Source organism: Chitinophaga sp. (genome assembly GCF_036569125.1).
GTDB lineage: Bacteria > Bacteroidota > Bacteroidia > Chitinophagales > Chitinophagaceae > Chitinophaga.
In genome coordinates this window covers 1-25,006 of sequence record NZ_DATCRF010000508.1, presented here as the reverse complement: position 1 = coordinate 25,006, position 25,006 = coordinate 1, and the positions used below count along the sequence as shown (strand labels likewise).

Below are 25,006 nucleotides of genomic sequence, written 5' to 3'. Positions count from 1 at the left end.
GGTAAATGCTCACACCGGATCCGATCATTAAACAAAAGAACAGGAGCACCTGCTTCTCAAAGCTGTACTGGAACCAGTTCTGACGGTTGATGAGCTTGCGGAGCAAATGGGTGGAGAGCAGACCGAAAGCAATTAAGATTGCAAAATCTACCAGATAAGATGTTTGAACCTTACCCACATATGAATATGCAAAAAAAACATTGGTCACAAAATACGCTGTCCATCCCAGTATCTGGCACCACCAATATTTTGATATGTGTCTAAACATCAAACTGAAATTAGTAAACGGTTGCTTTATTTCAAAAATACCATACGGTACTGCCGGCCTGAAAGTAAATGTTATCAATGGGCGGAAGTACGGATAGGTGGATACAATCAATGTGCGGATGTGCAAATATGCAGATGTGCAGATGCGGATCAAATAGAACCTGGGTGGATGTGTGAATAGAGAGTACTGATAATCAGCACAAAAGCCGGGAAATCATTTGCACATCTGCACATCTGCATATTTGCACATTTTTTGTCTATTTTTGCCTATATTTATAATACACCCTGATCCGGTATGAACATAACTCCCGGCCCGCTACTGGGCCAGATACAGTATCCCGCCGATTTGCGGAAAGTCAGCAAAGAGCAGCTTCACCAGGTAAGCGAAGAATTGCGTCAATACATTATTGATGTGGTAAGCGTGCATGGTGGGCACTTTGGGGCCAGCCTGGGAGTAGTAGAGCTAACCACCGCCCTGCATTACGTGTTCAATACCCCCTATGATCAGCTGGTATGGGATGTAGGCCACCAGGCTTACGGCCACAAGATCCTGACCGGCCGCCGGGAAAACTTTCATACCAACCGTAAGTACAAAGGCCTGAGCGGTTTTCCCAAACGCGATGAAAGCCCGTACGATACTTTTGGCGTAGGCCACTCCTCCACCTCCATTTCCGCCGCTTTGGGCATGGCCATTGCCTCCCAGCAGAAAGGTGAATTTGACCGGCAGCACATTGCCGTCATAGGAGATGGCGCCATGACCGCCGGTATGGCCTTTGAAGCCCTGAACCATGCAGGTGTTTCCAATGCCAACCTGCTGATCATCCTGAACGACAACTGCATGTCCATAGACCCCAACGTGGGCGCACTCAAAGAATACTTAACGGATATTACCACCTCCCATACGTACAACAAGCTGCGTGATGATGTGTGGAACCTGCTGGGCAAGCTGCCGGTGGGCAAACGCTTTACCCGGGAAATGGCCTCCAGGCTGGAAGCCGGGTTTAAAGGCGTGGTATCCAGCTCCAGTAACCTCTTTGAAAGCTTTAAGCTGCGCTATTTCGGGCCTATTGACGGACATAATATCATTAAGCTGGTAGATACCCTGCAGGACCTGAAAGATATTCCGGGCCCCAAGCTGCTGCATATTGTTACCACCAAAGGTAAAGGGTATGCGCTGGCAGAGCAGGACCAGACCACCTGGCATGCGCCGGGCCTGTTTGATAAAATAACCGGTGAAATATTTAAAAAGCCGGTTACCACCCCGCAGCCGCCTAAATACCAGGATGTATTTGGCCACACCATCATAGAGCTGGCTGAGCAGAATGAAAGCATTATGGGTATTACCCCTGCCATGCCCTCCGGCTCATCCCTGAAGTTTATGATGGAGAAAATGCCGCACCGCGCTATTGATGTGGGTATTTGCGAGCAGCATGCCGTAACCCTCTCTGCCGGCCTGGCTACGCAGGGTATGCGGGTGTTCTGCAACATCTACTCCTCCTTTATGCAGCGTGCATACGACCAGGTGATACACGACGTAGCTATTCAAAAGCTGCCGGTTATTTTTTGCCTGGACCGTGCCGGCCTGGTAGGCGATGATGGCCCTACGCACCACGGTGCTTATGATGTAGCGTTTATGCGTTGCATCCCCAACCTGGTGGTAAGCGCGCCTATGAATGAAGAGGAGCTGCGTAACCTGATGTACACCGCCCAGCTGCCTGCTAACGAGCTGCCGTTTGTGATCCGCTATCCGCGCGGGCAGGGCGTTATGGCCGACTGGCGCCAGCCTTTCAAAGAAATTAAAATAGGTACCGGCCGCAAGATCCGCGACGGTAAAGATATTGCTATACTTTCCCTTGGCCACCCCGGCAACTTTGTAACAGAAGCCTGCAAAGAGCTGCTGGCAGATGGTTTGCAGCCGGCGCACTACGATATGCGCTTTGTAAAACCACTGGATACTGCCATGCTGCATGAAATATTCCAGAACTTCAGCAAAGTAATTACAGTAGAAGATTCTTCCTTACCCGGCGGCTTTGGCAGCGCCATCCTGGAATTTATGGCTATGAACGGCTACCAGGCAGAAGTAAAAATGTTAGGCATCCCTGACCGTATTGTAGAACATGGCAAGCCGGAAGAGCTGCACCGTGAGTGTGGCTACGATGCGCCTGCTATTGCAGCCAAAGTACGGGAAATGCTGAAAAGCAAGATCACTGTTATAGCCTGAGGATATTAGATATTAGATTTACGATCTTAGATTTAGTTGGGAGCGGTTTTTTACTCCGCACTAACAGATCTAAGATCGTAAATCTAAAATCTACAATCGCAAATCCCCTTTGCGATCACAGCCCTCCCACCCGAACTATTCCCCATAAATCTAAAATCGTAGATCTAAGATCGTAAATTAGCGTATGCCGGAACTGTATCTTCGTTTACGCATTACCGATATTATAAAGGAAACGGCGGATGCCTATACATACCACCTGGAGAATACCGGGCCTGAACCGGTGATATACCAGGCCGGACAGTTCCTTACCTTTTTGGTGGAGCTGCATGGCATTACCCACCGCCGCTCTTATTCTTTAAGCTCCACACCGGGTATTGATGCCCATTTAGCCGTTACCATCCGCCAAAAACAGAATGGCGAAATATCCCGCTATATTACCGGCCACTGGAAAAAAGGCGATATCATTACCTCCCTGCTGCCCAGCGGACGTTTTACCCTGGACAGGATAGCCGCGCAGCCCCGTCATATTTTTTTGTTTGCTGCCGGCAGCGGTATTACGCCGGTGTTTTCTTTACTCAAACACATCCTGTACCGGGAGCCGGCTGCACGCGTAACACTGGTGTACAGCAGCGCCAGCCCGCAACAGGCTATTTTTTTCCAACAGCTGCAGGCACTGCAGGTGCAGTTTAGCCAACAGCTGCAATGCATTTATTTATTCAGCCAGCAAATGCCGGATGATAACGGTATTCCCCGCCGCCTGAGCAACCTGCTGCTGGAACCTATGGTGAATGAGCTGCTGACGTTTGACCGCACCGCCGCGCAGTTCTTTATTTGCGGGCCGCCGGATTATATGCGGATGGTGATGCTCACGCTCACCTTTATGGGATTCGATGAATCGCAGCTGCATAAAGAGAACTTTGTGGTGAATACCGGCGTAAAGCTGGAAAAGGTTGGGCGCCCGCAGGATGCATCCCTTAAGCAGGTACAGCTGCGCGTAGGCGGCGCTGCTTATGAGATCAGTATACCGGGTAACCAGGATATATTAAGCAGCGCCCTGCAGCAGGGTATTAGCCTGCCTTACAGCTGTAAGGGCGGTGTATGCGGATCCTGTACGGCTAAATGTACACAGGGTAAGGTATGGCTGGCCGTAAATGAAGTGCTCACGGATGCCGAGCTGGCGCAGGGCTTTGTGCTGACCTGTGTAGGGTATGCGGTGAGTGAGCGGGTGGTGATTGAGTTGTAAATACACCGTGGTTAAAATTCCTTCTTCTGCAAGTCAAACCCGCCTGTGCACCTGCTATGTGTGAATTTATATTTCTGTAAATGTATTGTTGTTGAGGTACCTTTTTCTGCAAGGCAAAACCAGCCTGTGTACCGTAAGTGTGAATTTATTTTTCTGTAAATGTACTGTTGTTGAGTACCTTTTCCTGTAAGTCAAACCTCGCCTGTGTACCTGCTAAGCGTGAATTTAATTTTCTGTAAATGCACCATTGTTGAAATACCTCCTCCTGCAAGCCACAACCCACCTGTGCACCCTAAGTGTGAATCTGTTGTTGAGGACCTCCTCCTGCAAGCCCAACTCCGGCCTGCGCCCGCCTGTGCGTGCTGCTATTGGGCGGTATCAAGCGGAGGAGCTTTGTATCGCTGCTGCATTTTACCGGTCGTAGCACGCCGGCCAAGGGCCGTTGTTTGGGCTTGCAGGAATGCGGGTTGCACAAGCGGATTGATGATCTATCATGTACTACTACAATACGTATTATGTTATGGACTATCGGCTATGAGCTATTACCTATTATACTATGAACTATGCTATGGACTATAGACTATTGACTATAGACTATGGACTATTGGCTATGGGCTATTACCCATACACTATGAACTATGCTATGGACCATGGACTTCAGTATCCACTATTTAAAATTATCATAATGTAAATATTATTCTAATTCAATACTTCGTGTAACTATTTGTTGCTTAGCGCTTTTTGACTTAATTTTTAACGAAAATCCTGTATGCGCTATGCCTCGCTTAGGCTGTTCTGTGGATGTCTTGCATGTATGAGCCTATGGGTATACCTGTTCTATTTGAGCAATCATTTCCTCTCTCTTCCCGCCTGGGTAACCTATGGCGCTTTTGCCGGGGCAAGTGCAGGCTTATTATTTTTCCTGTTCCATCGCTATCGCAATGCACAGCAATACCAGCATGTGTTTAATACCCATCCTATACCCATGTGGATCTATGAATGCGGTACACTGCGTTTTCTGGCGGTGAACCAGGCGGCCATTGAAAAATATGGTTTCAGCAGAAAAGAATTCCTGTCACTAACGATTAAGGATATACGCGATCCGGAGGAAGAGGAAAAAGTGGTGGAAAACCGGCGCCTGCACCAGGATGGCGCACATTACCGCGGCATCTGGAAACACAGCAAAAAGAACGGTACCAGCTTCTACGCAGAGCTATACGGACATGACCAGCGCTACCGGGGCCGCAAAGCCCGCGTGATCATGGCGGTGGATGTGGATGAAAAAATAAAAGAAAGCCTGGAAGCCAAAGAAATGGGCATCCGTTATGAGCTGCTGGCCAAAGCCACTAAAGACGCCATCTTTGACTGGGATGCGGTAAATGATTATGTAAACTGGAACCATGGCCTGTATACCCTGTTCGGCTACCAGCCGGATGTGGTGGCCAAAACCAGGGACTGGTGGCTGGATAAGCTGCACCCTGACGACCGGGAGCGTGTATTAAACAACCTGCGGAACTACATGGCAAACACCGATGTGTTCTATGAACAGCAATACCGCATCCTGTGCGCAAACGGGCGTTATAAAAATGTGCTGAGCCGCGGCTACATTATACGGGAAGATAATATAGCGGTGCGCATAGTAGGCCTGCTGCAGGATATTGACCCCATCATAGAAAAACAACGGATCATACGGCGCCTGCTGCAACAGGGCAAAGGATTGCGTGAAATAGCCTGGATCAATTCACATGAAATAAGGCGCCCGGTAGTATCTATACTGGGCATTACCCAATTGCTCACAGATCAGTGCCAGGAAGACCCTATGCTTAATAACCAGCTGATAAACTGGCTGCACACCAGCACTTCTGAGCTGGATGATATTATTCACAAGCTGGAAGAAAAGGTGAGGGAAATCGAGCACGGACCGGAAAGCAATAGTTAAGATCATCCGTTAAACAGGAACTGCTGAAACTCATGCCTGAGCTCCCTGTATAGCTTCTGAAAAGTTTCCATACGATCGTGCAGGGTGGGATAGTCCGCTACAGGACGGTCGTCATGGATCACGTACACATTGTTGGATAGTTTTTTGGCAGATTGTTTCAGATCATGGAACAATTCATCCGCCACTTCCAGCTGGCAAATGAACTGGTTTTGAAAATGCTCAACATGAGCCAGCATTTCGGCATCGGTTTTCTTATGTGCCAGTTCCTCTAACCTGCCGCGCATGGCACGCATATCCTGGCGCACATTATCTACTTCACTTTTCCAGGAATTGATTTGCTGCAGGTCGGTAGTCTGTGTTGGAAATTCCATGGTGTATTGATTTTTTGTAGCAGTTAAATGATGAAAAAAATAGTAGTGGAGTACTCATCATTTCCAATAGCTTATATTCAATATCCATTGTATATAGCGAAAGCCATACCTAAGGTACAAACTTTTTATATATTCCTTCCAAACCACCTGATACCGTCCAGGATGCCCGCTGCGCCTGCATTTGGGCTTTGCAGCACATGGGTATGATGCAGGGTGTACTGTACCAGCGCGGGTTCTGCCTCACCTACCACTACACCCCGGAAGCCTGTGTCATACAGGGAGCGGTCGTTCATAGTATCACCGGCTACCAGCACCTTACCCACCGGGTAGTTTATGAGCTGTATCAGCTGTGTAAGGGTGCTGCCTTTGTTTACGCCGGCGGGTAATACATCCAGGAAACGGCCGGCGGATTGTATCACCTCACAGCCCAGCTCTGCCGCTATCTGCGTAGCTACATCAATAGCGGTAGTGGCATCATAGTAAAAAGAGCAGCGGTTCTGCTGCGGCACCTCCTGGTAGGTAAGGCCGGATACCTGCTCCATACGGGTACGCACCAGCTCTGCCCCGGCCCACTTTTTTTCAATGTTTTTTTGCAGCGGCTGCAGGGGCTGCAGGTCATTGCCATTTACCACGGTGGCGCCAACATCGCAAATAATATAGTCGGGATTGGGTATGTCCGCATCATCCAGCAAAGGCTGTACACTGGCCAGGCCGCGGCCGGTTACAAATACCAGGCACAGATCCTCCTGCAACCGTATCCATTCGTATAAAGCGGTGCGTTCGGCGGGGCTTCCGCCCAGGAAAGTACCATCCAGGTCTGTAGCCAGTAATAACATGTTCCGTTGTTTGCTCAGGATACAAGATAATAAGTATCATAAAAAAGACCGGCTTTAATGACCGGTCTTTTTACGACAACTGTATTATTTTTTTATGAAGGTGAAGGCGCTCAGCTCAGCATAGGTACTTCAATACGTAGTAATTCTGTGGGCGCAGTGATGTTCACCTTTACATTTTCATAGTCCCAGATACCAATGGCATCGCGGGTTTGTAGGGTTTCGCCGGCTACTTCCAGCTGCCCGTTCAATACAAACAGGTAGCTGCCCTGCCCCGGTAATGCAGGTGTTAATTCCAAACTTTGCCCGGCATCAAACTGCCCCAGGGAAAACCAGGCATCCTGGTTAATCCATAACACCCCGCTGTTGGCTTCCGGTGAAATAACCGTTTGCAGGCGGTTATGGCGGTCCGCAGGATCAAAGGTTTGCTGCTGGTAACGCGGTTGTATGTTACGTAATTTGGGAAATACCCAGATCTGTAAAAAATTCACCGGTTCTGTTTTAGAAGCATTAAACTCTGAGTGTGTAATGCCGCTGCCTGCGCTCATGATCTGTACATCATTGCTCAGGATCCGTTCATGGCGGCCTGTATTGTCCTTATGTTCCAGTGCGCCCTGCAGGGGGATGGACACTATTTCCATATTGTCGTGCGGGTGCTGCCCAAAGCCCATTCCACCTTTTACCGTATCATCATTCAGTACCCGCAAAGCGCCGAAGTGGATACGCTCCGGCTGATAATAATTTGCGAAACTGAAAGTATGATAGCTCTGCAACCAGCCGTGGTTAGCATATCCGCGGCTATTTGCACGATGAATGATCTTTTCCATATAAGTGATCTCCTTTTTTATTTAGGATACAAATTTCGGTGTTTTCAATGGCTGCGGGAATGGATGGAAAGCGGAAAAGCGTGTACAAAACATTCGTATATTCAGGAACACAAAAAAACATCCCCACGTATGAAAACATTGCTTCCCGTTATCCTTTGTACCTGCCTGGTGGCAGCCTGCCACCAGGGGCCCAAAAAGAATAAGGATGGTACGCTTACTATTAATGGTATTACGTTCCGAGATCTTAATAAGAACGAACAGCTGGATATTTATGAAGATAAACGGCAGCCGCTGGAACAGCGTGTGAGCGATGTATTGCGGCAAATGACGCTGGAAGAAAAAGCCGGTATGCTATTCATTAACGGCGCTAAAGTGAATGCTGACGGTACCCTGGATGATAAGCCGGATGACAGCCCCATGCCGGTGCCGGCGGCCGTGAAGCTGATGGACGAAAAGAAAATGAACCACTTTAACCTGTGGCAGATACCGGCTGCGCCTAAAGAAATGGCTACCTGGTATAACAATGTACAGCAGCATGCAGCGGCCACGCGTTTAGGCATTCCCGTTACCATTGCATCGGACCCGCGCAACCATTTCAGCAATAATATTTTTGCCATGCAGGCTACCCGCTTTTCCCAGTGGTGCGAGCCTTTGGGCCTGGCTGCTATTGGCGATCCCGCAGTAACGCGCGCTTTTGCCAACACCTCCCGGCAGGAGTACCTGGCCGTAGGTATCCGTGAAGCTCTGCACCCACAGGCCGACCTGGCCACGGAACCACGCTGGCCCCGCATTAGCGGCACCTTTGGGGAAGATGCGCAGCTGGCCGCTAAGCTAACGGCCGCCTATATACAGGGCTACCAGGGCGATACCCTGAATGCACAGGGCGTGGCCTGTATGACCAAACACTTCTCCGGCGGCGGCCCCCAAAAAGAAGGGCTGGACCCCCATTTTGAATTCCAGAAAGGACAGGTATACCCGGGCCATAATTTCAACTATCACCTGATACCTTTTGAAGCTGCATTTGCTGCACATACAGCGGCTATAATGCCTTATTACGGCGTACCTGTGGACCAGACCAATGAAAATGTTGGTTTTGCGTATAACAAGGCTATTATTACCGGTATGCTGCGGGAAAAATATCATTTTGACGGTGTGGTATGTACGGACTGGGGCCTGATCACCGATCTGAAAATGGGCGATGTAACCTGGCCGGCCAGGGCCTGGGGCGTGGAAAAGCTGAATACTGCGGAACGGGTGAAAAAGCTGCTGGATGCCGGTGTGGACCAGTTTGGAGGCGAGAGCCTGCCGGAAGTGGTGGTGCAGCTGGTAAAAAGCAAACAGGTTAGCGAAGCGCGTATAGACAGTTCCGTTAGAAGGCTGCTGCGTCAGAAGTTTGAGCTGGGTTTGTTTGATAACCCTTTTGTAGATGTGGACAAAGCTGCTACCATGATAGGCAATGCGGACTTTCAGCAAGCCGGGGAAGCCTCCCAGCGCAAAGCCATCACCCTGCTGAAGAACGATGAAAAAAAGCTGCCACTGCCCAGCGGCAAGCTGCATATTTATGTAAAGAATATTGATGTAAAAGTAGCCGCGCAGTACGGCATTGTGGTGGAAAAACCGGCGGATGCAGACATTGCCATTATACGCCTGAACACGCCCTGGTACCCGGTAAACTCACCCAATGCTTTTGCACGTATGTTCCACCACGGCGATCTTGATTTTAAGGGCAAACAGAAAGACAGCATTCTGCAGCTGCTGCATACCACCCCTACTATTGTAGACATTTACCTGGACCGGCCGGCTGTGATACCTGAAATTAACGAAGCCGCCAAAGGCCTGCTGGCAGATTTCGGCGCCAGCGACGCCGCTGTGCTGGATGTGATCTTTGGTAAGTCCAACCCGGGCGGCAAGCTGCCTATTGAGCTGCCATCCTCAATGGAAGCCGTGCGGCAGCAGAAAGAAGATGTGCCGTATGATTCTAAAAACCCATTGTATAAGTTTGGCGCAGGACTGAGCTATTGAGAATTACGAATTGTTTAATTACGAATTGGGTATGAGTTCATTATTACTTATTGATCATGAAATGTAAATGTGCGTAAATGATAGTCAATGTCTATAACCGAATACTTACATACCATAAGCTACTACCTTAATGCACACACGCCCAATTCGTAATTCGTAATTAAACAATTCGTAATTAAGCAAGCGTTGCTTCCAGTGTAATATTCGTATTCAGCAGCTTTGATACCGGGCAGTTATGTTTTGCATCTTCTACAAACTCATCAAACCTGGCTTTATCCAGGTTGGGTACTTTGGCATACAATACCAGGTGGCTGTTGGTAATGGCGCCATTCTCCAAAGTAATGGTGGCTTTGGTTTCAATATTCTCCGGGGTAAAGCCTGCGCCGGAGATCAGAAAGCTCAGCTTCATGGAAAAACAGCCTGCGTGCGCGGCGGCTATCAGCTCCTCGGGGTTGGTACCGGCGCCTTCTTCAAACCGGCTGCTGTATGAATAAGGTGTTTTATTTAAGATGCCCGTTTGCGTGGTAAGATTTCCTTTACCTTCCTTACCGGTGCCTTGCCAGTTAGCAGTTGCAGTTCTTTTCATTATCTGTCTTTTTTTGAGGTGAAATAACGGTAATGAAATTACTAAAAAAAACCGCCCCGGTAATAACCGGGACGGTTTACGTTTTCTCCTGACAACTGATTCTGCATCTCTTTTAACAGTACCTGCTAATGGTTTCCTGATCTTTACGAAGCGGTATATTATATGTTGCTGTTAATCGTTATTGCCTTGCTGTTGTTACTCCTGTTCCGTTGTCAACCTCTCCATTGCCAGGGTGTGTTTCCTGTTCCGTTGTTCCTTGCTGATTAGTCTTATTATGGTCGTCTGTCCGTATGAACCCTTTCTATGTATTTTCCTTATTGTTTAATGAACTGTACGCTGCCCAGCAGTTTCACATCATCACCTAACACTACGCCACCGGTATCGGTAGTTGCATGGAAGGTGAGGCCAAAATCTTTACGGTTGATCTTACCGGTAAGCTCAAAACCGGCTTTGGTCTGGCCCCAGGGATCTTTTTGCGTACCGCCGTATTCTACGTTTAACTCAACCGGTTTGGTATTACCACGAATGGTAAGGTCGCCGGCTACTTTATAATTTTCGTCGTCTATTTTCTTTACTTCTTTAGATACAAAAGTGATCTTAGGATGATTGGCTGCATCAAAAAAGTCAGCTGCCTGCAGGTGCGCATCACGGTCTGCATTTTTAGTGCTGATGCTGGCTACCTCTGTTTCAAACTTAATGCTGGCGTTAGCAAAATCTTCACCGGGCGCTTCCACGGTAGCATCAAAGCTGCCGAACTGGCCGGTAACAGTAGTGATCATAAGGTGTTTTACCTTGAATTGTACTTCGCTGTGTGCAGGATCAATTTTCCAGGTTGTCATATGTTTTTTGTTTAAGTAGTTAGTTATATTATTTGTTGTTATTATCAGGTTTATAAGTGTCCCATTTTGCCGGCATTGTAATCATCAATGGCTTCCGTGATCTCCTGCTGCGTGTTCATTAAGAACGGGCCGTAGGCAAAAATAGGTTCATCAATGGGCTGGCCGTTCAGCACCAGCAGTGTGGCATCGGATATAGCCGTTACCGTTATATCCTCACCGGCAGTATCAAACAGAGCTATTTCCACGGATTGTGCGGTATGGGTGCCGTTATAATTCACTTCCCCATGCAGCGCTGCAATGCCGGTGTTATAACCTTCCGGCAAATGCAGGTTAACCTTATCACCGGCTGCCAGCCTTATATCCAGCAAATTGATGGGAGTAAAGGTTTGGGCAGGCCCCTGCTGACCATTAAATGCACCGGCTATTACACGTACCTTACTGTTGTTACCAACCGGTACTACGGGGATCTGCTCTTTCAACAGCTCCTGGTAGCGGGGTGCGGTCATTTTATACGCTTTAGGCAGGTTCACCCATAACTGTGCTATTTCCAGTGTGCCACCGCGCCTGGTGAACTCTTTTTCATGTTTTTCTTCATGCACCACACCGGAAGCGGCGGTCATCCACTGTACATCACCGGCAAATAACTTGCCCTTATTACCAGCAGAATCCCGGTGTTCCAGGGCTCCCTGGTATACAATGCTTACTGTTTCAAAACCACGGTGGGGATGTTCATCTACCCCGCGCGGTTTATCGCTGGGCGGAAAGTAGGCCGGCGCTCCATAATCCAGCAGAAAGAAGGGGCTGATGCGCCTTCCAAGCCGGTTCCCGTTCGGGAACACGTTCTGTACACTGAATCCGTCACCCACCATATGCGGCGCCGGCGCTTTATATATTTCAATTACCCTTTTTGTTGTTGTTGTGATATTCATATTTACCTCCTGAATACGACACAAAATTACATGTTGCAACAAATGTTGTAAATGGATTAAATGATGTAAGTGGTGGACTTTTTTTGAAGGACGGAAGGACGAAAAGAAAAATATATAGCCCTTAAAAAGTAATTCATTGAAAACGAATGATTTAATGATAATATTCAGGCCCTGACATGAACTTCACTAGGGATGGACTAGGGAAAAACATGGGATTTAGGAGGGAAAGTCATGAGAAACACATGGGAAAGACATGATAAGAACATGAAGTAAGATGGTGGATGGATGCTAAAAAGGAATATGCTTAACGCGGATGGCTGATGGTTCAGTACTAAGAAGTTATGGACACGCGCTAACGGCCGGTAAAAAACCGGATGTATAGCGATAAATGCTGCGCAATTGGGGTGATATTGCTGCGCAATTCGGGCGCAACCCGTGCGCAATTCGGGTCGAGGTTTTAGGCTAAACCTTATGGGAATAAACAAGGAGAATAAACCGGGTAGGGTTTTATGTAGGGGGGTAGAGTTGCGCAGCAATGTCAGTAGGGAAAAAGGGGTGTTTTAGGAGGGAAGGACCCCAGTTGCGCAGCAATTGCGCACGGGTTAGAAGGCAATTACCAGCCCTTTTTAATGCCAGGCAGACTAAATAATATCGCAGCAGTTGGATACTTGTTAAACAATGGTTAATAGAAGGCAAGCATAATTGATCTTGATCAATACTATGTTCCTATCTTGAGGAAGGTGCCTTTACAGGATAGGAGCGCTTAACCCATTTGCCGGCGCACCGGCACGGGCAGCATCCCGGAACTCAGAAGGGCTTTGATTGGTGTATTTCTTAAAAAAGCGGCTAAAGTAGTGCGGATCTTCAAACCCCAGCTTATAAGCTATTTCCTTGGCTGTAAGGTCAGTGTTGTACAGGTAGCGCTGGGCTTCCAGTATAATGCGGTTGCGGATATGCTCACCGGCGGTAATACCGGATAATTGCTTGCTGATATCATTCAGCAGCACGGGTTTTATATGCAGCTGGTCCGCATAGTCGGACACATTTTTTAAATGGTGGTAATTTTCCTCTATCAGGTTCTTAAAGTGCAGGAATACGGAGCTGTTATGCGCAGCAAACTGCTCCGGCACAGCGGCCATACTGGCGCCTTTTATGCGGGATGCCAGCACCAGGAAATAACGCAGCAGGCTATGGAGCGCGGTTTCATAACCGGCTTCCTGTTCCTGCATTTCCCGCATCATACGCTGTACAATTACCTCAAATTCTTTTTCCTGCTCTGCATCCAGCGTAATAACGCTGCTGAACTGGTTGTTGATGAACAGGCTGGACTGGATGCCGGCCATATTAGCGGCTTCCTGCAGGCACATAAAGGCATCCGGGAAAGCGATCATGTAACCATCCACCTTTTCACTAAAGTGCATTTTATGCACCTGGCGCGGGGCCAGGAAGAACAGGGTGTTCCGTTTTACCACATGGGTTACAGTATCAATAGTATGGGTAAGCTCGCCCTTTTTGATCCAGTAAATGGTGTAGAACTCGTGCCGGTGAGGTGCTTCATTATGGACAAAAAAATCAGGCCCCAAAGAGCATAGGGTAGATACCACAAAGGATGCATCTGCCTTCGCATACTCCGGCAGCGACACTATTTCAATATGATCTCTTTTCTCAGCCATTTAATCTTTTTCAAACACGCCTGCTACTTCTTCTTCCCTGTCGGCAGGGTCTACGTAATCAATAATAAAGTTATTGCGGCCCTCGCCCACCATAATACCCAGGTATTTCTGCTGCACCAGCTCCAGCATGCTGAGGAACAGGAAAATAGCGTGAATACGGTCTTTACAGTGATCAAAGATCTTTTCAAAGGCCAGTGTTTTTTCCACCCGGGCCAGGTCCATCATATACTCGCGGGAGCCTTCCATGGTGTAATCATACTTATACACCACGTGCTGGGGTTTATTTTGCTGCGCTTTAATGCGCTGCATTACCTTTTCAAAGGTTTTGGTGAGCTTAAAAAGCGTGAGGGTTTGCACCTCTGTTCCTTCGCTGGTCACTTCCCCTATTTCTGCCAGCTCCCTGGCTATATTACCACGTTTTATCTGCAGCATGCGTTCCGCCTCTTTTTCTGCCAGCTCTGCTGCAGCCTGTTTATAGCGCTTGTATTCCAGGATCTTATCCACCAGCTCCAGGCGGGGGTCAATTTCATTGCCCTGCTCATCAACCTCTTTACGGGGCAGCAGGGTTTTGGCCTTGATGCGCATGAGGGTAGCTACGAACAGGATGAACTCACTGGCCAGCTCAATGTTCAGTGACTTCATGTGGTGAATGTAGTCCAGGAAGTCCTGTGTGATCTTGCTGATGGGAATATTGTAAATATCCAGCTCATCCCTTTCTATAAAGAACAGGAGCAGGTCAAAAGGCCCTTCAAATTGCGGTAGTTTTATTTTGTAGCTGTTATCGCTCACCTTATAATTAATAATGAAGAATTAATAATTAATATAATAGCGGCAAAAATGTATGCCGCTACTATAAACGTCATTATCAAAAATAGTGAAAATCCTTTAGAACCGGGCCGAGAATCCGATGCCTATGACCTCCTTGACCTGCAATCGTGGCCCCTTTACACCGGTCTTTTCGTTTACAAATTCCTTAACATCATCATCATAGATCAGGTCTACGTTCAGGTTGGCGGTAATGTATTTATTTACCTTCAGCATCAATGCGTTGGTCATAAACACATCAATGTTCTGGGGGTTATGCCGGTAGTCGGAGAACAGGTCCAAACGGGTTTTGAAGGTAATATTCTTCATAATTTCCTTTACATAGTTCACGGACACGTAAGCACCCATCTGGTACAGCACATGTTTGCCGCTATCGACCCCGTAAGCGCCTATGGATGAAAGGTATTTATCCATCACTACCACGAAGCGGGCTGAGATGGGCGTCATAAACACAGACAATGCCTCATTGGGCTTATAGTCAAAACCAGGCGCTAACAGCACGTAGGCCGGTGAAAAGAAACGGGAGGTAAGCTGCGGCGGCACACTATCATACAGGTAACCTTTAGTGAACTGGGTGCGCAGATTCACCAATGCGCTCAGGAACCAATGGTTACCAATGTCATAACCATATTTGCTGGTAAAGTCTATACGGTCATCGCTTTTACGGCTGCCCAGGCTGGTGGTTCTTACATAACCGTAAGCCAGGTCCAGCACGTTATCCCAGGTTTTGCGCCCCTGCCGGTAGGCAATATAACCGGTAAAGGTAGAGGCTACGGAGAAGGTGAACTTATCGCCACCCGCAGCCCAGTTGGAAAGGGTACCCTGGTTTATATTTACATTAAACAGGCCGCCTTTGCGCCAGCGCGCCTTGGCGGTATCTTCCTGTGTGAGCTTGAACTTCTTTTCCATGTCCTCACGTTCTTTTCTCCAATCCTGGGCATGGAGTGTATACATGCCTGTTAAAAAGCATAAAAGGAATAATCCTGTAAACTTCAATTTCATCAGCAAATAGTTTGTTCTTTTTATAAACCGGCCTTGCGGCAGCGGCGTGATGGTACTGCACGATAATGGTTGCATGGCGACAATGGTTTTCAGTAACTACAACAATTGGTTTCCTTTCCCTTATTCATTGAATAAAGAACTTGCAGCATACTATAATACCAGTAATGCTTACTTGGATTTAAGCGCATCCCTGATCTCCGTAAGTAATTTTTCCTGTGTAGTAAGTTCCGGGGGCCCGGCTGGTGCAACAGCTTCTTTTTTACGTGTTAAGCGGTTCATGAATTTAACCAGCAGGAACACACAAAAGGCTATGATAATAAAGTCAATGATATTCTGAATAAACGCACCATAAGCAAATGTGGCTACCCCGGCCTTTTGGGCGGCATCCAGGGTATCAAAGCTACCTTTACTTTTGTCCAGTAACACAAACTGATCCTTAAAGCTTCTGCCCTGCAGGAATAAACCTACAACCGGCATAATAATGTTGTCTACCAACGATGTTACGATCTTGCCAAAAGCTCCTCCAATGATCACACCCACTGCCAGATCCATTACGTTGCCTTTTACGGCAAATTCTTTGAATTCTTTAAAGAACGACATATGGAAAGGTTTTATGGTTACGAATTAACGAGCGCAAAATAATCATTACTTCCGGAACCGGTTCATTATTAACGCATTATTTCTGCTTCAGGGCCGGGTATTTCATTTTCAGACCTTTCAGGGTATCCTTTAACGTTTTGGCCACTACGTATTCTTTATACCAGTTGTGATCGGCCGGTACAATGGTCCAGGGTATGTTGTTACACTGTTCAAACACATCTTCATAGGCCTTGCGGTATTGTTTCCACAGCTTAGCCTCTTCCAGGTCATTTGCATTGTACTTCCACATTTTAGTTGGATCCTCTGTGCGTTCCTGCAGGCGCTGCGCCTGGGTTTCGGGAGATATGTGCAGGTAAAACTTCAGTATATGGGTGTTATTATGTTCTGTTAAAAGCTTTTCAAAATCGTTGATCGCATGCATTCTTTTCTGAATGGTCTTTTCATCTACCCACTTATGCACCCGCTGTACCAATACATCTTCATAATGCGAGCGGTTAAAAACATGGATCATGCCTTTGCCCGGTACATGACGATGGATACGCCATAAAAAATCATGATCCATCTCTTCTTCCGTAGGGGCTTTAAACGGTTGCACCCTTACGCCCAGCGGGTTCATTTGCCCCAGCACATTACGCACCACCCCATCTTTACCGCTGGCATCCATGCCTTGTAATACCACCAGCACTGAATGCTGATGCTGGGCATACAACAGGTTTTGCAGCTCATCCAGCTCCGCGATCAGCTCCCGGGTGTTAGCTTTAATAACGTCTTTATCCAGTTTTTTAGGCGCCGTGGTGCTGATGTCGGACAGTTTGATCTTTGCCATAAGAGGGAGGGTATATGCTTGCTGTCACTAAAATTAACAAATAAGTTGCTTAACTGTTGCGGGCCCATGAAAACACTTGGGGGAATGGCCGCTTATACGGACCTTTGTTCCTTAAAAAATCTACCGTCTTGGATAAACGCCTGGTTCACTGGAGCATCTTTTTACTATTATCTCTTACCTGGGGCAGCTCTTTTATACTCATGAAAATAGGCATGGAAGGCCTGCAATCTTACCAGGTGGCCAGCGTACGTATGCTGGCCGGCGGCTTATCACTGCTGCCATTTTTTTTCAAGTACATACGGCAAACACCGCGTAGTAAGATCCCGGTGATCATTTTATCCGGCATATTAGGCAATGGCATACCCGCCTATTTGTTTTGCCTGGCGGAAACCCGCATAGACAGCGCGCTGGCGGGCATCCTGAATGCGCTTACCCCGTTAATGGCGCTGCTGGCAGGCCTGGTTATTTTTAAAAGCCCGTTTGAAAAGAAACAACTGATCGGCGTTAGCATTGGCCTGTTAGGCGTGGTAGGCTTATTTGCGGCAAATGGCGTTAACACCGGGTACTGGTATTACGGCTTTTTTATACTACTGGCTACCATCTGTTATGGGGTTAACATTAGCCTGGTGCACCATTATCTGAAGGGCTTCAGCTCGGTACAGCTAAGCTCTATTGCATTATTCTTTTGTGCCGTGTTCACTTTCCCGGTATTGCTGTTCAGCAACTTTTTCCCGTTGTTTACCGGCCCGCATGCTCCCTGGATACCCTTATCCGCAGCTACTACACTGGGGGTGCTGGGCAGCGGTATTGCAACTGTATTGTTTTATATACTGATACAAAAGGCAGGTTCTGTATTCGCATCCATGGTCACATATGCGTTACCGGTAGTGGCTATCGGCTGGGGATTACTGGCAGGTGAGCAGATCGGCTGGGTGCAGGTATTGTGCCTGGGAGTGATACTGGGAGGGGTGTACCTGGTGAATAAAAAATGAGTTTAATGTGCTGATGTGCTAATATGCCGATGTGCTGGTTTTTGTTATTGCCTGCCCTGATAATATTTACTTTGCCATAGATAGAAAAGCCCTGACAATTCAGATCTGTCAGGGCTTTTACTTTTTTATCAGTAATATCAGCACATTAGCATATTAGCACATCAGCACATTTATTAAATGGCCATAATCTCTTTTTCCTTGGTAGCGCAGTGTTTGTCTATCAGAACAATATATTTATCCGTGAGGGCCTGAATATCAGCTTCAGCATCTTTGGCAATGTCTTCGCTTAACCCTTCTTTCTGCAGTTTCTTAATGTTCTCAATAGCATCGCGGCGAATGCTGCGGATGGATACTTTACCCTGCTCACCTTCACCGGCTGCACGTTTTACAAACTCCCGGCGGCGCTCTTCTGTTAAAGGAGGCAGGAACAAACGGATCATCTGTCCATCATTCTGCGGGTTAAGACCAATGTTGGCCGCTATGATAGCCCTTTCAATAGGCTGTATCATGTTCTTTTCCCAGGGCTGAATGGTAAGGGTGCGTGCATCGGCCACGCTTACATTGGCCACCTGGTTAAGCGGGGTACTGGAACCGTAATAGTCAACGGATAAACCATCCAGTATCTGGGGATTTGCTTTACCGGCCCTGATCTTCGTGAGCTCTACTTCCAGGTGTTTAATGGCTTTTTCCATGGAATCTGTAGCATCCTCCATAATTAAGGCTAGATCGTCTTGCATAGCAAAAAATTAGTTAAGTGCCTGCAAACCTACAGGATTTCTTTTAATCGTCAAAGAACGCGGAACGCTAAATGCGGAACGTGGAAGGCTGAATGCGTAGCTGCTACAATTCAATGGCTAACATATAGAATGCGGGGAGTATATAGAGGATGGGAGAAGCGGAAAGCGGAAAGCTGAAAGCATAAAGCTTAAAGCTTAAAGCTAAATGCCGAATGCTTAACGCTTAATGCGAAGGGTGGGCTCCCATTATTGCATGTAGCATACTGAAAGCCTGCCTAAGCAAAAACGCCTGACACTGTGAAGTATCAGGCGTTCAGCTTTATGCGTTTAGCGTTCAGCTTATTTGTCTTGCAGCATACCTTCGGGGTTTACCCTCAGTATTTTTGGTTTGGCCATAACCGGCTCTTTGTTCACAGTTACGGTTGCCGGTGCAACAGTTTGTAATACTGTTGCGGGCACAGGTTTGGGTACAGCCTTCTTTTTCTTGGCCAGGTACAGCCCAATGGTGAGGATACCGGCAGAACCGGTTACCAGCAGCAGCAGGTAATTTGTGCCCAGGTCCTGCAGCGCAAAGGCGGCAGCTACATATACTATGTTAGAGGCCACAGCTACCAGGGTGGTTTGCTTGTGGTTCAGCTTAAGTTCCAGCAGGTAATGGTGAATGTGGTTACGGTCGGCCGTGAAAGGTGACCGGCCTTTGAGCATACGGATAGAAAATACCCGCAGCGTATCGAACAGGGGTACTATCAGGATGGCAAAAGCTACTGCCGGTACGCCATTAACCGGCAATTTCGCAGCCGGGTTACCGGCTACTTCTATGAACTTTACTATGAGGATGGCATTTACCAGGCCTACCAGCAAGGAGCCGGTATCGCCCATGAATATACGTGCCGGGGAAATATTGTAGATAAGGAAAGCTGCCAGCCCGCCGGCCAGGCCAAATCCAAGTACCGCATACAGCGTTTCGCCGGCGTACAGGAAGTAAGTGCCCATAATGCAGGATACCAGCATACCAATGCTGCCGGCCAGGCCGTCTACCCCATCTATCAGGTTAAAGGCATTAATAATTACCAGGAAAGTAAAATAAGTGAGCAGCAGTCCGAAGTGAGGCGGTAAAGCATTGATGCCCAGGAAACCATACATGCTGTTGATCTGGAGGTTACCCAGGTATATTACCGCAAAAGAGGCGATCAGCTGGCCTATGAGCTTTTTTAACGGTGACAGCCCTATGATATCGTCCTTCAAACCCACCATAAAGATGATAAAGAAGGCTGCTATCATATACTGAAAAGGGGAATTTGCCAACGACGGTGCACATACCGCGGCTGCCATCACAAAGCCCGAAAAGAAGCCGATACCCCCTAAGGTAGGAATATTGGTCTTATGCGATTTTCTTTCATCCGGTTCGTCGTACAAGTGCTTTAATTCTGCAACCCTGATCAGTACCGGGATTGCAAAATAAGTGACAACAAAACTTAGGACGCTTGCAATTAATACATTCTCCATCAGTAGGGGGTTATAATACTAGATTATACAAAGATATTAAATTCAATTAAATGAATATCAATAAAATTCAAAAACTAAAAAACTGTGACTACCCGAACACTAATTTCGTAAAAGTTTGTGGATCTCGCTCTCTAAATCTTGGTAAATATCTCTTAGTTTTGCCATTTTAAAAAAATTGCAACTATCATGCCGAAGCTTCAAGAAATTGCCACTCAGATCAGAAGGGATATTGTACGCATGGTACATGCCGTGCAAAGCGGCCACCCTGGTGGCTCCCTGGGATGCACCGATTATTTTGCCGCTTTATTTTTTAAGGTAATGCAGCATACCCCCCAGCCCTTTGACATGGATGCCAAGGACCAGGATGTTTTTGTGCTGTCCAACGGGCATATTTCCCCGGTGTATTACAGCGCATTAGCCAGATCCGGTTATTTTCCCACCCAGGAACTGAGCACTTTCCGTAAACTTAACTCCCGCCTGCAGGGCCACCCCACTACCCACGAGCACCTGCCGGGCATCCGGATCGCCAGCGGCTCCCTGGGCCAGGGCATGAGCGTAGCCATAGGCGCTGCACTGACCAAAAAGCTGAATAACGATAAAGGCCTGGTGTTTTCCCTGCACGGTGACGGCGAGCTGGAAGAAGGACAGGTTTGGGAAGCCATAATGTTTGCCCCCCACCATAAAGTGGATAACCTGATTATTACGGTTGACTGGAACGGTCAGCAGATCGACGGCCCTACCGACCAGATCGGCGGCCTGGGCGACCTGCCGGCAAAATTCAAAGCTTTTGGCTGGAACGTGCTCGTACTGGAAAACGGCAACGACCTGGATGAGGTAGTAGCTACCCTGGAAAAGGCTAAAGGCCTGACCGGTAAGGGACAACCTATTGCCATCATGATGAAAACTGTGATGGGTAAAGGGGTTGACTTTATGGAAGGCCACCATGAATGGCATGGTATTGCCCCCAGCGATGAGCAACTGGCTAAAGCCCTGGAGCAGCTGCCGGCAACATCTTTAGGAGATTATTAGTCAATTACGGATTATTCAATTAAGATCCCGCCCCAAGTGGAGCGGAGCATTGCCTGTCCGCCAAGCGGGGAATTCCATGAAAATAATTATGATATGAGTAATTACGAATGGAATGCAGACGGTGTTGTGATTTTTGATTGATAATCAGTGATTAAAAAATAAAAAGGGAAGACTGTTATTATGAACGGTCTTCCCTTTTGTTATTATTTCTTTTATCGGATAACCTGCTACCCGCAGTACTCAATTCGCAATTAAAACGGGGCTTTTACCGAACACCCGGCCAAAACAGCGTACTCCATTCGTAATTCGTAATTGAATAATTCGTAATTAACCTCACGTCGCTTTCAGCTCTATCCCCAGCATCGATGCCCGCCGGGCCGGATACCAGCTGGCAGCTATGCCGATCACAATAATGGTAACGCTTACCAGCACAAAATCCATGGGGTGCATGCTTACGGGGTAAGCATCTACCAGGAAAGAAGCGCCTTCCAGCTTTATAACGCCAAACTGCTGCTGGATCCAGCACACCAGCGCCCCTAATCCAAATCCGAAGCCGGCTCCTATTCCTGCAATGATCAGGCCCTCTGCCAAAAATATCTTCATGATCAGCTGCTGCCGCGCGCCCATGGCTTTCAGGATGGTAATATCCTTCTGCTTTTCAATCACCAGCATGGACAGGGAGCCGATCATGTTAAAGGCGGCTATGATCAGTATAAAGCTAAGGATCACGTATACCGCCCACTTTTCCGTTTGCATAATAGCATACAGCGCCTGGTTTTGCTCATAACGGGTCTGGATCCTGAACTGCGGGCCCAGAAGCTGTTCCAGCCGCTGTTTCAGCACCACATCCTCCGTACCGCTGGCGGTGGCTATTTCCAGGGCCGACATTTCATTGGGCCCCAGCTCCAGCAGCTTGCGCATAAAATCAATATGGGTAATAACGTATTTGCTGTTAAACTCCTGCTGAATGGCAAAGGTGCCTGCAGGGTACAGATAGCTGCTGTTCAGCGCTTCATTAGGCAATAGCCCACCGGCGCTGCGGCGGGGCACATACACATCCACCGGTACCATACTACGCTCTACATCCACGCCCAGTGCGCCTTCCAGCTCTATGCCCAGTACGGCGCGATATGCATTTTCATCACCGGTATCAAAGCGGCCGCGTACTACTTTTTCCTTTACGCGGGTTACTTCATTATAGTGGCTGTCTACCCCCTTCAACGTGGCAATGGTCTTTTCCTCGCCAAACTGCATCACCGCCTTTTCTTCTATTACTGCGGAATAATGCGCTACACCCTTTACTGCAGCTATTTGTTTCAGCTGCGCGGGGCTGAGCAAAATGGTCTTACCCGTAACCGGGCTTATTTTAACGGAGGGGTAAAAAGAGGAGTACAGGGACTTTACCAGCCCTTCAAAACCATTAAAAACACTGAGTATAACAATAAGCGCACCGGCGCCAACGCCAATGGCTACCACACTTACCCATGCTATAATGTTAATAGCATTGGTTGATTTTTTGGCCCTGAAATACCGGGAAGCAAACTGCCAGATCATTCTAAGTATTTACTTGTTTTCCTTACCGGCATCATCATCCTTAATTTTTTTGAACAGCTCCTCCATACGGAACACATAGTCCAGCGTATCATCCAGGAAAAACGAGAGCTCCGGTACCCGGCGCAGCTGCTTGCCCACACGCATACCCAGCTCCTTGCGGATCTCCCAGCCTCTTTCCTTGATACGCTCCATCATATCGGCGCTATCCTTTATCTGGAACATGCTCAGGTATACCCTGGCTTCCAGCAGATCGGGGGTAACGCGTACGGCAGAAAGCGATATCATACCGCCTTCAATAACGTTGTACCCCATCCGCTGAAAAATATCGCTCAGCTCTTTCTGTAATAACTGTCCTACTTGTTTCTGCCTCTTAGTTTCCTGCATAATGTAAAGTTGTATGGTCGTACGGCTGTATCACCATACAACCGTATAATATAGTAACTTGCGCACTTATTCTGATCTGGCAAAGATACATGAAACCTTGCATGGTTAATGCGGGGTTCCGTATTGCCGCTGAAAAGACAAATAATTAGGAATGAAAACGTTTTTTCGCTTACTGCAATTATCCCGGCCCTATCACCACTATGTGCCGGAATATATAGTATATATTTTTCTTTATACCATTTTCAGCCTGTTCAGCTTCACCCTTGTAATGCCGTTGATGGATGCCCTGTTTGCCACCGGGCAGCAGGCCGTTGTAACACACCTGCCCAAATTCTCGCTTTCGATAGATTATTTTAAGGATGTTTTTAACTACTACCTCACTTACTATATGAATACTACCGGCAAGTTCGGTATGCTGGTATATGTGTGCATAGTGGTGCTGGTAGCCGTGCTGCTTAAGAACCTGTTCGGCTTCCTGGGCCAGAAGGTGCTTACACGCATGCGGGTAACCATGGTTATGAGAATGCGTGAAAAGCTGTATGCACAGTTCAGCACCCAATCCCTGCGCTTTTTTCAGCAGGAGCGTAAAGGCGATCTGCTGTCCACCATCAGCAGTGATGTGGTAGAGGTAGAGGCCTCTGTAGTAACCTCCCTGCAAACTATCTTCCGGGATCCGCTGCAGGTCATCTCCACCTTCATTGCCTTGTTCATTCTCTCTAAAACCCTTACGCTGTTCACTTTGCTGGTGTTCCCTGTTTCGGGTTACCTGATATCCCTGATCACCGGCAAGCTAAAGAAAAAGGGAACATTAAGCCAGCATTTGCTGGGTAAGATTGTAAATACGGCAGAGGAAACGTTGTCGGGTATACGTATTATCAAAGCCTTTAACGCAGAGGGCTTTATGCGAAAGAAATTTGCCCGGGAGAACGGGGATTATGCCGAAACGGTAAGGGCCATGCAAAACCAGCGGGAGCTGGCCTCGCCGCTGTCTGAAACCATGGGTGTGCTGGTGATCGTTATTATCATGGTGTATGCGGGTAACCTGATCCTTACCGGGCGCAGCGAGCTTACGGCCGCCGCCTTTATTGCCTACATTGCGCTGTACTTCCAGATCATTGCACCGGCAAAGAATATTGCCAATGCCTTTGCAGTAATGCCCCGCGGCCTGGCTGCCGGCGAGCGCGTGCTGCGCGTGCTGGATGTGCCCAGCACCATACAGGATAAACCTAACGCCGGGGCTATACGTAGTTTTGAAAAAGAGATCCGGTATGAGAATGTTACCTTCCGCTATGAGCAGCAGGATGTGCTGAAAAATATAAACCTCACTATTCAGAAAGGTAAGATGGTGGCGCTGGTAGGTAAAAGCGGCGCCGGCAAATCAACCATGGCCGACCTGCTGCCCCGTTTTTACGATGTTACGGATGGCCGCATCAGCATTGACGGGCAGGACATACGCGACCTGCAAATGGAAGATGTGCGCGGCTTAATGGGCATGGTATCCCAGGAGGCCATTTTGTTTAATGATACTGTGTTCAATAACATTGCTTTTGGCCAGCCCAATGCCGATAAGGAAGCGGTGATACAGGCCGCTAAAATTGCCAATGCGCATGAATTTATTGTGCAGCTGGAAGATGGCTATGAAACCAGCATTGGCGACCGTGGTATGAAGCTGAGCGGCGGCCAGCGCCAGCGCCTGACCATTGCCCGGGCCATTTTCAAGAACCCGCCAATATTAATTTTAGATGAAGCCACCAGCGCTTTGGACACTGAATCCGAAAAACTGGTGCAGGAGGCCCTGGAT

Annotated in this window: 22 protein-coding genes and 1 pseudogene; 7 read left to right on the top strand and 16 right to left on the bottom strand. The window is 47.9% G+C overall.

Going from position 1 to position 25,006, the window contains the following annotated elements; genetic code table 11:
* A pseudogene (locus VIM87_RS19275) lies at window positions 1-268 on the bottom strand (hypothetical protein); the annotation flags it as partial.
* Between the two features lie 294 nt (window positions 269-562).
* Here VIM87_RS19275 and dxs point away from each other — a divergent pair.
* The 3 genes from dxs to VIM87_RS19260 all read left to right on the top strand — a co-directional run bounded on the left by dxs (window position 563) and on the right by VIM87_RS19260 (window position 5,670).
* A complete protein-coding gene (gene dxs, locus VIM87_RS19270; RefSeq protein WP_331998574.1) occupies window positions 563-2,488 on the top strand; it encodes a 1-deoxy-D-xylulose-5-phosphate synthase in 1,926 nt (641 codons plus the stop codon).
* A gap of 184 nt (window positions 2,489-2,672) precedes the next feature.
* The gene (locus tag VIM87_RS19265; RefSeq protein ID WP_331998573.1) at window positions 2,673-3,731 is read left to right on the top strand and encodes a ferredoxin--NADP reductase; all 1,059 of its coding nucleotides are present in this window, start codon (window positions 2,673-2,675) and stop codon (window positions 3,729-3,731) included.
* 841 nt (window positions 3,732-4,572) lie between these two features.
* A complete protein-coding gene (locus VIM87_RS19260) occupies window positions 4,573-5,670 on the top strand; it encodes a PAS domain-containing protein (RefSeq protein ID WP_331998572.1) in 1,098 nt (365 codons plus the stop codon).
* Window positions 5,671-5,672: 2 nt separating this feature from the next.
* Here the strand turns inward: VIM87_RS19260 and VIM87_RS19255 are convergent, their stop codons facing one another.
* The 3 genes from VIM87_RS19255 to VIM87_RS19245 all read right to left on the bottom strand — a co-directional run bounded on the left by VIM87_RS19255 (window position 5,673) and on the right by VIM87_RS19245 (window position 7,701).
* Window positions 5,673-6,041 (bottom strand): hypothetical protein, encoded by a 369-nt coding sequence (locus VIM87_RS19255; RefSeq protein WP_331998571.1) that lies wholly within the window; start codon window positions 6,039-6,041, stop codon window positions 5,673-5,675.
* A 125-nt stretch (window positions 6,042-6,166) separates the two neighbouring features.
* On the bottom strand, window positions 6,167-6,877 hold the full coding sequence (locus VIM87_RS19250) for an HAD-IIB family hydrolase (protein ID WP_331998570.1): 711 nt from the start codon (window positions 6,875-6,877) through the stop codon (window positions 6,167-6,169).
* A 110-nt stretch (window positions 6,878-6,987) separates the two neighbouring features.
* Window positions 6,988-7,701 (bottom strand): pirin family protein, encoded by a 714-nt coding sequence (locus tag VIM87_RS19245; RefSeq protein WP_331998569.1) that lies wholly within the window; start codon window positions 7,699-7,701, stop codon window positions 6,988-6,990.
* A 129-nt stretch (window positions 7,702-7,830) separates the two neighbouring features.
* Between VIM87_RS19245 and VIM87_RS19240 the strand changes: the two genes are divergently transcribed.
* A complete protein-coding gene (locus VIM87_RS19240) occupies window positions 7,831-9,723 on the top strand; it encodes a glycoside hydrolase family 3 protein (protein WP_331998568.1) in 1,893 nt (630 codons plus the stop codon).
* 175 nt (window positions 9,724-9,898) lie between these two features.
* On the opposite strand, the gene VIM87_RS19235 is transcribed toward VIM87_RS19240, so the two are convergent.
* From VIM87_RS19235 to VIM87_RS19200, 8 genes are all read right to left on the bottom strand, one after another.
* Window positions 9,899-10,309, bottom strand: coding sequence for an OsmC family protein (locus VIM87_RS19235; RefSeq protein WP_331998567.1), 411 nt, complete (start codon window positions 10,307-10,309; stop codon window positions 9,899-9,901).
* Window positions 10,310-10,623: 314 nt separating this feature from the next.
* Complete coding sequence (locus VIM87_RS19230; protein WP_331998566.1) at window positions 10,624-11,148, bottom strand: YceI family protein; 525 nt, start codon at window positions 11,146-11,148, stop codon at window positions 10,624-10,626.
* A gap of 50 nt (window positions 11,149-11,198) precedes the next feature.
* Window positions 11,199-12,077 (bottom strand): pirin family protein, encoded by an 879-nt coding sequence (locus VIM87_RS19225; RefSeq protein WP_331998565.1) that lies wholly within the window; start codon window positions 12,075-12,077, stop codon window positions 11,199-11,201.
* A 746-nt stretch (window positions 12,078-12,823) separates the two neighbouring features.
* A complete protein-coding gene (locus VIM87_RS19220) occupies window positions 12,824-13,750 on the bottom strand; it encodes a helix-turn-helix domain-containing protein (protein ID WP_331998564.1) in 927 nt (308 codons plus the stop codon).
* A complete protein-coding gene (locus VIM87_RS19215) occupies window positions 13,751-14,539 on the bottom strand; it encodes a segregation and condensation protein A (protein ID WP_331998563.1) in 789 nt (262 codons plus the stop codon).
* A 96-nt stretch (window positions 14,540-14,635) separates the two neighbouring features.
* Complete coding sequence (locus tag VIM87_RS19210; protein ID WP_331998562.1) at window positions 14,636-15,484, bottom strand: DUF3078 domain-containing protein; 849 nt, start codon at window positions 15,482-15,484, stop codon at window positions 14,636-14,638.
* 261 nt (window positions 15,485-15,745) lie between these two features.
* Entirely contained in the window at window positions 15,746-16,177 is a 432-nt protein-coding gene (gene mscL, locus VIM87_RS19205; protein WP_331998561.1) for a large conductance mechanosensitive channel protein MscL, read from the bottom strand.
* Window positions 16,178-16,253: 76 nt separating this feature from the next.
* Window positions 16,254-17,003 (bottom strand): PPK2 family polyphosphate kinase, encoded by a 750-nt coding sequence (locus VIM87_RS19200; protein WP_331998560.1) that lies wholly within the window; start codon window positions 17,001-17,003, stop codon window positions 16,254-16,256.
* A gap of 128 nt (window positions 17,004-17,131) precedes the next feature.
* On the opposite strand from VIM87_RS19200, the gene VIM87_RS19195 reads away from it, so the two are divergent.
* On the top strand, window positions 17,132-17,995 hold the full coding sequence (locus VIM87_RS19195) for a DMT family transporter (protein WP_331998559.1): 864 nt from the start codon (window positions 17,132-17,134) through the stop codon (window positions 17,993-17,995).
* Between the two features lie 173 nt (window positions 17,996-18,168).
* Here VIM87_RS19195 and frr read toward each other — a convergent pair whose 3' ends face one another.
* Both frr and VIM87_RS19185 read right to left on the bottom strand, forming a co-directional pair.
* Window positions 18,169-18,732 (bottom strand): ribosome recycling factor, encoded by a 564-nt coding sequence (frr, locus tag VIM87_RS19190; protein ID WP_331998558.1) that lies wholly within the window; start codon window positions 18,730-18,732, stop codon window positions 18,169-18,171.
* A gap of 339 nt (window positions 18,733-19,071) precedes the next feature.
* Window positions 19,072-20,013, bottom strand: coding sequence for an MraY family glycosyltransferase (locus VIM87_RS19185; protein ID WP_331998557.1), 942 nt, complete (start codon window positions 20,011-20,013; stop codon window positions 19,072-19,074).
* A 411-nt stretch (window positions 20,014-20,424) separates the two neighbouring features.
* Between VIM87_RS19185 and VIM87_RS19180 the strand changes: the two genes are divergently transcribed.
* Window positions 20,425-21,267 (top strand): transketolase, encoded by an 843-nt coding sequence (locus tag VIM87_RS19180; RefSeq protein WP_331998556.1) that lies wholly within the window; start codon window positions 20,425-20,427, stop codon window positions 21,265-21,267.
* Window positions 21,268-21,600: 333 nt separating this feature from the next.
* Here the strand turns inward: VIM87_RS19180 and VIM87_RS19175 are convergent, their stop codons facing one another.
* Together VIM87_RS19175 and rbfA are read right to left on the bottom strand one after the other, a co-directional pair.
* Window positions 21,601-22,821 (bottom strand): ABC transporter permease, encoded by a 1,221-nt coding sequence (locus tag VIM87_RS19175; RefSeq protein WP_331998555.1) that lies wholly within the window; start codon window positions 22,819-22,821, stop codon window positions 21,601-21,603.
* A gap of 9 nt (window positions 22,822-22,830) precedes the next feature.
* A complete protein-coding gene (rbfA, locus tag VIM87_RS19170; protein WP_089906601.1) occupies window positions 22,831-23,205 on the bottom strand; it encodes a 30S ribosome-binding factor RbfA in 375 nt (124 codons plus the stop codon).
* Window positions 23,206-23,356: 151 nt separating this feature from the next.
* On the opposite strand from rbfA, the gene VIM87_RS19165 reads away from it, so the two are divergent.
* Window positions 23,357-25,006, top strand: a 1,650-nt coding sequence (locus VIM87_RS19165; protein ID WP_331998554.1) for an ABC transporter ATP-binding protein, incomplete at its 3' end; no start/stop codon positions are given.